Origin of the sequence: Pseudomonas sp. PA-1-3F (assembly GCF_021609665.1) — a bacterium.
Lineage (GTDB): Bacteria > Pseudomonadota > Gammaproteobacteria > Pseudomonadales > Pseudomonadaceae > Aquipseudomonas > Aquipseudomonas paracarnis.
Genome location: NZ_WJZD01000029.1, coordinates 67,925 through 79,835, shown reverse-complemented (window position 1 = coordinate 79,835; position 11,911 = coordinate 67,925). Strand labels below are relative to the sequence as shown.

13 protein-coding genes are annotated in these 11,911 nt (G+C 59.3%); 6 read left to right on the top strand and 7 right to left on the bottom strand.

Annotation, left to right across the window (positions count from 1 at the left end):
* The 3 genes from GIV26_RS20375 to GIV26_RS20365 all read right to left on the bottom strand — a co-directional run.
* The coding region (locus GIV26_RS20375; RefSeq protein WP_329610245.1) for an EamA family transporter at positions 1–332 on the bottom strand (332 nt) is incomplete at its 3' end.
* Positions 333–535: 203 nt separating this feature from the next.
* Entirely contained in the window at positions 536–1,135 is a 600-nt protein-coding gene (locus tag GIV26_RS20370) for an FMN-dependent NADH-azoreductase (protein WP_044275035.1), read from the bottom strand.
* Between the two features lie 151 nt (positions 1,136–1,286).
* Complete coding sequence (locus tag GIV26_RS20365) at positions 1,287–1,601, bottom strand: 3-phosphoglycerate kinase (RefSeq protein WP_034128295.1); 315 nt, start codon at positions 1,599–1,601, stop codon at positions 1,287–1,289.
* A gap of 49 nt (positions 1,602–1,650) precedes the next feature.
* Between GIV26_RS20365 and GIV26_RS20360 the strand changes: the two genes are divergently transcribed.
* The 5 genes from GIV26_RS20360 (at position 1,651) to aqpZ (ending at position 6,751) form a co-directional block, all read left to right on the top strand.
* Complete coding sequence (locus GIV26_RS20360; protein WP_003193120.1) at positions 1,651–2,574, top strand: LysR family transcriptional regulator; 924 nt, start codon at positions 1,651–1,653, stop codon at positions 2,572–2,574.
* A 14-nt stretch (positions 2,575–2,588) separates the two neighbouring features.
* Positions 2,589–3,392 carry an alpha/beta fold hydrolase gene (locus GIV26_RS20355; protein WP_054920239.1) on the top strand — a complete coding sequence of 268 codons (804 nt, stop codon included), beginning with the start codon at positions 2,589–2,591 and terminating at the stop codon, positions 3,390–3,392.
* Positions 3,393–3,395: 3 nt separating this feature from the next.
* Positions 3,396–3,959 (top strand): peptidylprolyl isomerase, encoded by a 564-nt coding sequence (locus GIV26_RS20350; protein ID WP_034128293.1) that lies wholly within the window; start codon positions 3,396–3,398, stop codon positions 3,957–3,959.
* A gap of 82 nt (positions 3,960–4,041) precedes the next feature.
* On the top strand, positions 4,042–5,874 hold the full coding sequence (locus GIV26_RS20345; protein WP_236281992.1) for an ABC transporter ATP-binding protein: 1,833 nt from the start codon (positions 4,042–4,044) through the stop codon (positions 5,872–5,874).
* A 175-nt stretch (positions 5,875–6,049) separates the two neighbouring features.
* A complete protein-coding gene (gene aqpZ / locus GIV26_RS20340; protein ID WP_019820470.1) occupies positions 6,050–6,751 on the top strand; it encodes an aquaporin Z in 702 nt (233 codons plus the stop codon).
* Between the two features lie 120 nt (positions 6,752–6,871).
* On the opposite strand, the gene GIV26_RS20335 is transcribed toward aqpZ, so the two are convergent.
* On the bottom strand, positions 6,872–8,005 hold the full coding sequence (locus GIV26_RS20335) for a GNAT family N-acetyltransferase (protein WP_198862218.1): 1,134 nt from the start codon (positions 8,003–8,005) through the stop codon (positions 6,872–6,874).
* Positions 8,006–8,290: 285 nt separating this feature from the next.
* On the opposite strand from GIV26_RS20335, the gene GIV26_RS20330 reads away from it, so the two are divergent.
* Complete coding sequence (locus tag GIV26_RS20330; protein ID WP_003193136.1) at positions 8,291–9,613, top strand: putative porin; 1,323 nt, start codon at positions 8,291–8,293, stop codon at positions 9,611–9,613.
* Positions 9,614–9,645: 32 nt separating this feature from the next.
* Here GIV26_RS20330 and GIV26_RS20325 read toward each other — a convergent pair whose 3' ends face one another.
* The 3 genes from GIV26_RS20325 to GIV26_RS20315 form a co-directional block, all read right to left on the bottom strand.
* Positions 9,646–9,879 carry an anti-sigma factor family protein gene (locus GIV26_RS20325; RefSeq protein ID WP_060764446.1) on the bottom strand — a complete coding sequence of 78 codons (234 nt, stop codon included), beginning with the start codon at positions 9,877–9,879 and terminating at the stop codon, positions 9,646–9,648.
* Entirely contained in the window at positions 9,873–10,487 is a 615-nt protein-coding gene (locus tag GIV26_RS20320) for an RNA polymerase sigma factor (RefSeq protein ID WP_014719433.1), read from the bottom strand. The genes GIV26_RS20325 and GIV26_RS20320 overlap by 7 nt, the downstream gene beginning before the upstream one ends.
* Positions 10,488–10,632: 145 nt before the next feature.
* Complete coding sequence (locus tag GIV26_RS20315; RefSeq protein WP_236281990.1) at positions 10,633–11,754, bottom strand: beta-ketoacyl-ACP synthase III; 1,122 nt, start codon at positions 11,752–11,754, stop codon at positions 10,633–10,635.
* Between the last annotated feature and the right edge of the window lie 157 nt (positions 11,755–11,911).

Below are 11,911 nucleotides of genomic sequence, written 5' to 3'. Positions count from 1 at the left end.
GGATTGAAGCGACGATTAAGCGCGTCCTCGATCAGGGTCACATGCAACGGTGTGAGGATGGTGAACAGCAGCACTTCCGGCACCGTCAGCACGCGAAAGCTCAGGTACAGGCAGACGTAGGTCACGCCGAACTGCAATGCACCGATCATCAACATGCCGCGCATGAACGCGGGCTCCACCGAGCGCCAGCGCGTCAGCGGAATAAAAATCAGCCCGGCCAGCACGACGCGCACCAGCACCGCAAAGTAGCTGTCGACGTGACCGGCGAGGTATTCGCCAATCAAGCTGAAGGAAAATGCCTGAATCAGGGTGACAACCAGTAAATAGCCCATGCGCGCCTCGTTTCGAATGGGCGCGACATTAAAGCTTTTTGGTTTTTGAAGAAACTCGGCGCAAAAAAAACCCGACCTCGCTAAAGCGGCAGTCGGGCAGGAGCACTCAGGAGCAAAAAGTGCAAAGGGAGGTTCGATACGCGTACTTGAAGGGTTTGCGTGGGGCTATATAAGCAGCACGGGATTATCTGACGATTAACGCCTCAGGCCACCTGGGCCAGCAGTGCCTTGGCGTGATTGACGCCCTTCTCCTGGAAGTCGCCGCCCAGGTTGACGCCTTCGGCGTGAATGAAGGTGACGTCATGAATGCCAATAAATGCCATGACCTGGCGCAGGTACGGTTCCTGGTGATCCGAGGTAGCACCCGTGTGAATACCGCCGCGTGCGGTGAGCACGATGGCGCGCTTGCCGGTCAACAGGCCCTGGGGCCCAGTGGCGGTGTATTTGAAAGTCACACCGGCCCGCAACACGTGATCCAGCCAGGCTTTGAGGGTGCTGGGGATAGCGAAGTTGTACATCGGCGCGGCCATCACCAACACGTCGGCGGCCAGCAGTTCGTCAGTCAACTCGTTGGAGCGGTCCAGGGACACCTGTTCGTCGTCGTTACGCTGCTCTGCCGGTTTCATCCAACCGCCCAGCAGGTTGGCATCCAAGTGGGGTACCGGATTGAGCGCGACGTCGCGCACGGTGATGTGGTCTGCCGGATGGGCAACTTGCCATTGGCTGATGAACTGTTGGGTGAGCTGGCGGGAAATGGAATCCTGCTGGCGCGCACTGCTTTCGATGATCAGAACATTGGACATGGCTTCGTAGGCTCCATCGGTAATTGCTGTAAGTCGATGGAGAGAAGGTTAACCAGGGCCCATTCGATAAAAAAGCGCAAAAAACTGCTACAACCCATCTAGAAATTCGTTTATAAGCGGAGTATTCCTGTGGGCATGCCCCGCTACCGCTTTATTTTGGGGCGCAGTCCAAGGCAATGCGCATCTTGATGATGGCGCGGTTGAACTTGACCGTGGTGTTGGTGCTTTTGCCTGCCGGCACAGTCACGGTGCGACGGCGTGGCGATTCCGGGCCGTTGGTGAAGGTAACCTTGCACACCGCGTCCTGGGTACCGTAGTTGTTCAGCTGGATCGAACTGATGTCGCCGTCCACATCGGAGGCGGTGTAATCAATGCTCACGCCATCGATCTTTTTCGTCACGTCGATAGGGTAGGCAAACGCGCTCATCGGCAGCAGCGCCAGCAACACACAACACAATTTTCTCATTCGGCAGTCTCCAATAAGGACCGCCAGCTTAGGACAAGAGGAGCTCATCTTGAAAGCGCCCCGCGTTACCCTCGATCAATGGCGCACCTTGCAAGCCGTGGTCGATCATGGCGGCTTTGCCCAAGCCGCCGAAGCGCTGCACCGTTCGCAATCTTCAGTGAGCTACACCGTAGCGCGCATGCAGGACCAACTCGGTGTCCCCTTGCTGCGTATCGACGGGCGCAAGGCGGTGCTGACCGAGGCCGGTGAAGTGCTGCTGCGCCGATCCCGCCAACTGGTGAAAAACGCCAGCCAACTGGAAGACCTCGCCCATCACATGGAGCAGGGCTGGGAAGCCGAAGTGCGCCTGGTGGTGGATGCCGCCTACCCCAGCGCACGCCTCGTTCGCGCGCTGACCGCCTTTATGCCCCAAAGCCGTGGCTGCCGGGTGCGCCTGCGCGAAGAAGTGCTGTCCGGCGTCGAAGAGTTGCTGCTCGACGGCATGGCGGACCTGGCCATTTGCGGGTTTATCATCCCGGGCTACCTGGGCACGGAAATGAGCGATGTGGAGTTTGTCGCCGTGGCCCACCCCGATCACTCGCTGCATCGCCTCAACCGTGAGCTGAGTTTCCACGACCTGGAGAGCCAGATGCAGGTGGTGATCCGTGACTCGGGCCGCCAGCAACCTCGCGACGTCGGCTGGCTCGGCGCCGAACAGCGCTGGACTGTCGGCAGCCTCGCTACCGCCGCCACCTTCGTCGGCAGCGGCCTGGGCTTTGCCTGGCTGCCCCGGCACATGATCGAGCGCGAACTCAAGGAAGGCGTGCTCAAGCAGCTTCCCCTGGAAAAAGGTGGCAGTCGCAACCCGACGTTTTACCTGTACTCCAACAAAGACAAACCCTTGGGGCCCGCCACGCAGATCCTCGTGGAATTGCTGCGCACCTTTGACACCGCTCCCCTGGACGCGCCCTTCGCCGCTCCCCAACAAGCCTGAAACGGAGTTCATCCATGGCCTGGTTCGATCATGAAGGCTGCAGCCTGCATTACGAGGAATACGGCCATGGCAACCCCCTGATCCTGATCCACGGCCTGGGCTCCAGCAGCCAGGATTGGGAACTGCAAATACCGGTACTCGCCCGCCACTACCGCCTGATCGTGGTTGACGTGCGCGGCCATGGTCGCTCGGACAAACCCCGGGAGCGCTACAGCATCAAAGGGTTTACCTTCGACCTGGTCGCCCTGATCGAACACCTGGACCTGCCAGCGGCCCACGTGGTGGGTTTATCCATGGGCGGCATGATCGCCTTCCAACTGGCGGTGGATGAACCCCTGCGGGTCAAGAGCCTGTGCATCGTCAACAGCGCGCCTGAGGTCAAGGTGCGCAGTGCCGACGACTATTGGCAGTGGGCCAAACGCTGGACCCTGGCCCGCGTGCTCAGCCTGGGCACCATCGGCAAGGCCTTGGGCGATCGGCTGTTCCCAAAACCTGAGCAGGCCGACCTGCGCCGCAAGATGGCCGAACGCTGGGCAAGCAACGACAAACGTGCTTATCTCGCCAGCTTCGACGCCATTGTGGGCTGGGGCGTGCAGGAACAACTGTCGAGAATTGCCTGTCCAACCCTGGTCATCAGCGCCGACCATGACTACACCCCCGTGGCGCAGAAAGAAATCTATGTAAAACTGCTGCCCGATGCGCGGCTGGTGGTCATCGAAGATTCCCGCCATGCCACGCCCTTGGATCAACCCGAGGTCTTTAACGCGACCTTGCTCGAGTTTCTAAAGACCGTCGAAACCACTACCCAGGATCACTGACCCATGCTGAAAAAAATCGCCTTCTTTGCCGGTTCCGCCCTGTTCGCTGCCAACCTGATGGCGGCCGAGCCGGCCAAGGCGCCACACGTGTTGCTCGACACCACCAACGGCCAGATTGAAATCGAACTGGACCCGGTCAAGGCGCCGATCAGCACCAAGAACTTCCTGGCCTATGTCGACAAGGGCTTCTACACCAACACGATCTTTCACCGCGTGATCCCCGGCTTCATGGTCCAGGGCGGCGGGTTCACCCAGCAAATGGCGCAAAAGCCGACCGAAGCACCGATCAAGAACGAAGCCAGCAATGGCCTGCATAACGTGCGTGGCACCTTGTCCATGGCTCGCACCAATGACCCGAACTCGGCCACCAGCCAATTCTTCATCAACGTGGCCGACAATGCCTTCCTCGACCCGGGCCGCGATGCCGGTTATGCCGTGTTCGCCAAAGTGGTCAAGGGCATGGACGTGGTAGACATCATCGTCAACTCCCAGACCACCACCAAGCAAGGCATGCAGAACGTGCCTATCGATCCTGTGATCATCAAGTCGGCCAAGCGCATCGACTGAGGTCCGCAGGCAGCTTTGCACGGTGCCCGCATGGCACCGTGCACCTTTGAAAGGAGAGCCCGCCCGGCGGGCGTCAAACCTAATGCTCTATCGTCGTTTTGAACAACTGATCGATATTTTCCGCGACGCCCCCAGCGCGGCCCCTCCCGAAAAAGTCCTGCCCTTCTATCTCTATTACCTGCGCCAGGTGTGGCCGTGCTTCGCCGCGCTGCTGGTGGTGGGGCTGGTCGGCGCCCTGATCGAAGTTGCGTTGTTCAGCTACCTGAGCCGCATCATCGACCTGGCCCAGGGCACGCCACCGGCGAATTTTTTCCAGATCCACAGCGCCGAGCTGATCTGGATGGCCGTGGTCGCCCTGTTGTTGCGCCCGCTCTTCAACGGACTGCATGACTTGCTGGTGCACCAGACCATCAACCCTGGCATGACCAGCCTGATTCGCTGGCAGAACCACAGCTACGTGCTCAAGCAGAGCCTGAATTTCTTTCAAAACGATTTCGCCGGGCGCATCGCCCAGCGGATCATGCAAACCGGCAACTCCTTGCGTGACTCGGCGGTGGCGACCGCGGAGGCTATCTGGCACGTGTCGATCTACGCCATCAGTGCCCTGGTGTTGTTTGCCGAAGCCGACTGGCGGCTGATGATTCCGCTGATCACCTGGATCGTTTGCTACAGCCTGGCCCTGCGTTACTTCGTACCTCGGGTGAAAGAACGCTCGGTGATTTCCTCCGAGGCGCGCTCCAAACTGATGGGCCGAATCGTCGACGGCTACACCAATATCACCACTTTGAAGCTGTTCGCCCATACGCAGAACGAACAGGAATACGCCAAGCAAGCGATCATCGAGCAGACCGAAAAAAACCAACTGGCCGCCCGCGTGCTCACCAGCATGGACACCGTGATCTGTATTCTGAACGGCCTGCTGATCGTCACCACCACCGGCCTGGCCCTGTGGCTGTGGACCCAGTCGCTGATTTCCGTGGGCGCGATTGCCCTGGCCACCGGCCTGGTGATCCGCATCGTCAACATGTCCGGCTGGATCATGTGGGTGGTCAACGGCATTTTCGAAAACATCGGTATCGTGCAGGACGGCCTGAAGACCATCGCCCAGCCACTGGCCGTGGTCGATCGTGAAAACGCTCCGCGCCTGACGGTGCCCCACGGCCAGGTACGCTTTGAGCAAGTGGACTTCCACTACGGCAAGAAGAGCGGAATCATTGGCGGCCTCAACCTTGAGATCAAGGCCGGGGAAAAGATCGGCTTGATCGGCCCATCCGGCGCGGGCAAGTCGACGCTGGTCAACCTGCTGCTGCGCCTTTACGACCTGCAGGGCGGGCGCATCCTCATCGACGGCCAGGACATCGCCGAGGTCGCCCAGGAGAGCCTGCGCGCACAAATCGGCATGATCACCCAAGACACCTCGTTGCTGCACCGCTCGATCCGCGACAACCTGCTGTATGGCAAGCCCGACGCGACTGACGAAGAACTGTGGGCGGCAGTGCACAAGGCCCGCGCCGATGAATTCATCCCGCTGCTGTCGGACTCCGAGGGCCGCACCGGGCTGGATGCCCATGTGGGTGAACGCGGGGTGAAACTCTCCGGCGGGCAACGCCAGCGTATCGCTATCGCCCGCGTGCTGCTCAAGGACGCACCGATCCTGATCATGGACGAAGCCACCTCCGCGCTGGACTCTGAAGTGGAAGCGGCGATCCAGGAGAGCCTGGAAACCCTGATGCAGGGCAAGACGGTGATTGCGATTGCGCACCGGTTGTCGACCATCGCACGAATGGACCGCCTGGTGGTGCTGGAAAAAGGCCAGATTGCCGAAAGCGGCAGCCATTCAGAGTTGTTGGCATACGGCGGGCTTTATTCGCGGTTATGGCAGCATCAGACCGGGGGTTTTGTCGGCATAGACTGATTTCGCTGGGTAAAGCCCCGCTCAATTCCGAACAATTCTGACAGCTTTCTCTATCTGGCTGGTCTTGCGAGACAATCCTGCTGTACTGCAATCAGGCCCCAGGAGGGCCCTGATTTAAGGCGGCAGGGAAGCCACACAGACCGTTAATCAGATAGAGCAATCTAAGGAAGTGTTCATGTCACTGTTCAAACGTTCCGTAACGGAAGGACTGGGTACGTTTTGGCTGGTGTTGGGTGGCTGCGGGAGTGCGGTATTGGCCGCAGCGTTCCCCAACGTTGGCATCGGCCTGCTCGGGGTGTCCCTGGCTTTTGGGCTCACGGTGCTGACCATGGCATTTGCCATCGGGCATATCAGCGGCTGTCACCTTAACCCGGCCGTCTCGGTGGGGTTGGTGGTCGGCGGCAGATTCCCGGCCAGGGAGCTGCCGGCCTACATTGTGTCGCAAGTGATCGGTGGCGCCATCGCCGCCGCACTGCTGTACTTCATCGCCAGCGGCAAACCCGGGTTCGAACTGGCCTCCGGGCTGGCAAGCAATGGTTATGGCGAGCATTCACCCGGTGGTTATTCAATGGCGGCAGGCTTTGTCTGTGAGCTGGTGATGACGGCGATGTTCGTGCTGATCATCCTTGGTGCCACCGACCGTCGAGCCCCGGCAGGCTTCGCGCCCATCGCCATTGGCCTGGGGCTGACGCTGATCCACCTGATCTCCATCCCGGTGACCAACACCTCGGTCAACCCGGCCCGCAGCACAGGGCCTGCGTTGATTGTAGGCGGCTGGGCGCTGCAGCAATTGTGGCTGTTCTGGCTCGCGCCGATCCTCGGCGCGGTGATCGGCGGCATTACGTACCGATGGTTGGGTGCAGAAAAAACAGCTTGACCCAATCCCTGTAGGAGCGAGCTTGCTCGCGAAAAACGCCAAAGATGACGCAGTGCTTACAGCTGTAAACCGGCGTCGTCTGCACGTTCTTCGCGAGCAAGCTCGCTCCTACAGGGTGTTTCACGTGCCGTCAGAGTGCCGATAAGGCAGGGCCGCCCTCGCCTCTTCGGCATACGCCAGAACCCCCACCCGTTCGCGCTCAAGAAAATCTTCCACAGCGTTCTTCAACCCCGGGTGGCGCAGGTAGTGCCATGACCGCGTAATCACCGGCTCAAACCCGCGAATCAATTTGTGCTCCCCCTGGGCACCCGCATCGAAGCGTTGCAGGCCGTGGGCGATGGCGTAGTCCATGCCTTGGTAGAAACAGGTCTCGAAATGCAGGCGGTCGAATTCCGCCAGGCAACCCCAGTAGCGGCCGTAGAAGCTGTCGCCACCGATCAGGCTGAAGGCCATCGCCACCGGGCGCGTGCCTTGTTTGGCCAAGACTACGCGTATGGCTGTGGGCATGCGCTCAGCCAACAGGCTGAAAAATACGCGGGTCAGGTAGGGCGATTGCCGACGCACCGCGTAGGTGTTGGCGTAGCAGGCGTAAACAAAATCCCACTGGGATTCGCTCAGCTCATGGCCTTGCAACCACTCGAACTCGATACCCTGCCCTGCCACTTGTTCGCGCTCTTTGCGCATCTGTTTGCGCTTGCGTGAACTCAGGGCGTCAAGGAAATCCTGGAAGTCGCGGTAACCACGGTTCTGCCAATGAAACTGACAACCCAGGCGTTGCAACCAGCCGGGGTGTTGGGCCATGGCTTCATCGGCGAGGGCATCGGTAAAGTTGATATGGGCGCTCGACAGGCCCTCGATCTCCAGATACCCCGGCAGGCTATTAAGCAATTCGAAAGCGTCTGCGGCACTGGCAGCCAATACGCGCGGCCCACCGACCGGGCTGAACGGCACGGCCGTCAGCAACTTGGGGTAATAGTCGATGCCGGCGCGCTCGCAAGCGTCGGCCCAGCCGTGATCGAACACGTACTCGCCATAAGAATGCCATTTGCGATAACCCGGCAATGCCGCCATCAACCGGTCGCCTTCCCAGTGCAGCAAGTGCTCCGTCTGCCAGCCCGAATGCGGGCCGATGCTGGCGCTGTCTTCCAGCGCACTGAGAAACCCATGCTGCATAAACGGCTGGGCCTGTGGCATCAGGGCATCCCACGTGTGCGCAGCGATATCGGACAGGCTGTCCAGGCGTTGCAGCGGCATCGGCATCCTCATTGTTTCTTGGCATGAAAACCTGGGGAGTATCGCTGATCACAGCCGCGCGCACATCCTCAAAACACGCGGACAGACGTCAAAACCCTTAGTTCCGTTGCGTAACGATTTGTCATCTAGATGAAATCACTTAGCCACTACTCCGTCATAAACGGTCGCGATACTGACGCCAGTTTTTAGAGCGTCCGGGTCTACCGGGCGACATTTTTTCCGTCCGTCATGGGTCGGTTGTGTCCTGGAGGGTGTTGCCCTCCCTCCTCACTTTCGGAGATTGATATGCGTCTTGCTTCCACTAAAACTGCGGCGGTCCTGTGTGGCGGCCTGTTGCTGGCACTGAGCGTTCCGGCCAGCGCTGCAGTCGACGCTAAATTGCTCGACATGCTCAAGGCCAACGGCCAGATCACCGCGGCGCAGTACACCGAACTGCAAATGGAACTGGCCAGGGATCAGAAAGAGCAGCAGATCGCACGCCAGGCTCAACAAGAGACCAACGAGCAGATCGCGGCCACTGCGAAAAAAACCAACGAGCTGAGCAGCTTCGACCAGAAATTGGCTTGGGCAGCCAAGACCCAGTTCAAGGGTGACGTGCGCTTCCGCCAGGAAACCATCAAGATCGACGGCGAGCCCAACAACGGTGGGCGTGACAAAGACCGTCAACGCATTCGTGCCCGCCTGGGTGCCTACACCGAAATCAACCCGCAGGTGGACACCGGTATCCGTATCGCCACCGGCGGCGGCGATGATGCACGCTCCACCAACCAGGACCAGGATGGTTACTTCGATAAAAAGTCGATCTGGCTGGACCTCGGCTACATCGACTACCACCCGGACCAGATCAAGAACCTGCACGTGATCGGCGGCAAGATGCTGCAGCCGTGGGTGAACATGGGCGATGTGATCTGGGATAGCGACATCAACCCTGAAGGCCTGGCCGTCACCTACAAATACCCACTGGGTAGCAGCGCTGAGCTGTTCGGTAGCCTGGGTAACTACAACCTCAAGGACAACGTGGACGGTGACGGCGTGCAATTTCGCCATGACCTGCGCCTGACGTCCGGCCAGTTGGGCACGCGGTTCTCGGTCACCGACAACCTGAAAATGACCTTGGGCGGCAGCATCTACGCCTACAAGAATGACGAAGACAGCCGCTGCACAACCACCACCACGCCTTGCGCATTGGCGGTCAACGGCAACTCGGCCAACAATGAATTCCGCTTGTACGAAGGCTTTGCGCAAGCAGACATCGGTGGCCTGGCCGTGCCGCTGTCGTTCTACGGCCAGTACGTGAAAAACAACGATGCGGTGACCGACCAGGACACCGCCTGGTTGCTGGGTGCCAAGTCCAAGGTGTTCGGTTTGAACCTGGACTACAACTACCGCGACGTTCAACGTAACGCCGTCGTAGGCGCCTTCACCGATTCGGACTTCGCCAACGGCACCACCGGCTCGCGCGGTCACAAGATGAAAGTCAGCTATGACATCGACAAGAACTTCGCCATCGGCGCCACCTACTTCCTGACCAAGGCTGACTTCGCCAGCCGGACCCAGCGGGATGCAGATACCAACACCTTGCAGCTGGATGCTGAAGCCAAGTTCTAACGCTTAACATGTAGGAGCGAGCAAGCTCGCTCCTACATATCTTTACGCCGCTCGGCGGCCAGTTGTTCGGCCAGCGCATCAACACCCTCCACCGGCTCCTGCGGCATACGCTTGAGCGTTGCCTGCATCAGGCGCATCTGACGGATAAAGCGCCGGCAGTTCGGACAAAACATCAAGTGATGACGCACCAGCAGGCGCTCCCGAAAGGTCAATTGCCCATCGAGATAGTCACTGGAACGCGCTACTTGTTCTTTACAGGTCAACATTCGCCCGTTTCCTCAAAATGCTCCACCGTGGCGAAGACTTTAAGCCGCGCTCGATGCAACAGCACACGGACGTTGGAGAGTGAAAGGGTCAGAAGATTACAGATTTCTTCCAGTTCCAGGCCCTGGCGTTCACGCAGGACCAGCACACTGCTTTGCAATTCTGACAAACTCAGAATCGTATGCTCCAGGCATTTGCGCAGTTCATCTTCGGTCAGCAGCGCTTCCGGGGTGTCCTGGTGCCAAGCGTAAGGGGCGACAGCCCAATGGCCATCATCCGGGCTGAAGCGGTCATCGCCAATGGTGCCGTGGGGTGAGGGCAAATCGTCGAGAAGGACTTCCCGACGATTTTGTTTGTAACGGCTCTTTGCGGAGTTGGCAGTGATCGTCAATAACCATGTCTTGAGGCTCGATCGCCCTTCGAACTTGGCCAGGTTGCGCACCACCGAGAGCCAGGCATCTTGCACCACCTCATCGGCATGGCGCTGGCCGACGATGGCATACGCCACTGCCCGCATCGCACTCTGGTAAGTGTTGACCAAATCCTTATAAGCCCGCTGCTCACCCTTGAGCAGGCGTTCAAGCAGGTGCGCATCGTCCGCTGCTGCCATCGATTACCTCAATATTGCCGTGGAAATACGCTCAATGTGGGAGCTGGCTTGCCTGCGATCCAGACAACTCGGTGATTCAGGCACACCGAGCCGATGCCTTCGCAGGCAAGCCAGCTCCCACAGTAGATCGCGTCCGGCCACACACTCAGCGTTTGCGCAGTATCACACTGCCAATCGAATACCCGGCGCCAAAGGAGCTGAGTACGGCAACCGCGCCCTTGGGCAGGTCATCCTGATAAGTGTGAAACGCAATCACCGAGCCGGCCGAGCTGGTATTGGCGTAAGTATCGAGGATCACCGGCGCTTCTTCCACCGATGCCTCGCGTCCCAGCAGTTTTTTCACGATCAAGTGATTCATGCTCAGGTTGGCCTGGTGCAGCCAGAAACGCTTCACATCAGTGACACTCAGCTGGTTTTCTGCCAAGTGTTCGCCGATCAGTTCGGCCACCATCGGGCAAACATCGCGGAATACCTTGCGGCCTTCCTGCACGAACAGCTTGTCGGGGGCGCCGATGCCCTCTTCCGCCGTGCGGTTGAGAAAGCCGAAGTTGTTGCGAATGTTGTTGGAAAACTTGGTCAGCAGCTTGGTGCTCACCACATCGAACTGATGTTCGGACGTCGCCAGGTCAGCACGCTCCAGGATCACCGCTGTGGCGGCATCACCGAAGATAAAATGGCTGTCACGGTCACGAAAGTTCAGGTGGCCGGTGCAGACTTCCGGGTTGACCATCAGGATCGCCCGGGCCTGGCCCAACTGGATGCTGTTGGCCGCGTTCTGGATGCCGAAGGTGGCCGAGGAACACGCCACGTTCATGTCGAAGCCGAAACCCTGGATACCCAAGGCTTCCTGGACTTCAATGGCGATCGCCGGGTAAGCGCGTTGCAGGTTAGAGCAGGCGACAATCACGCCATCAATGTCGGCGGCGGTCTTGCCGGCGCGCTGCAGGGCTTGTTCGGCGGCACCGATGGCCATCTGGCAAAGCACCGACCATTCGTCGTTGCTGCGCTCGGGCAGGCGCGGCGCCATGCGCTGCGGATCGAGGATGCCGTTTTTGTCCATCACAAAACGGCTCTTGATGCCGGATGCCTTTTCGATGAATGCCGCGCTCGACTCGGTCAGCGCCTGCACCTCGCCACGTTCGATCGCGGCGGCGTTGTCGGCGTTGAACTGTTGGACGTAGGCATTGAAAGACTGCACCAGCTCTTCGTTGGAGATGCTGTTGGCCGGGGTGTACAGGCCGGTGCCGCTGATGACGACGTTATGCACGGTCGTTCCTCTAAATCTGTCAGGCAGAAGATATTGGTACCGTCGTACCAAACTGTAAGTCGTTTGATTCCGTCCAGCAGGCATCAAACTGGCAACGCTTTATCTAATCTTGTAACCGCGAAGTTTGCCACAACGCCGGTGATTTGGCGCCATATGC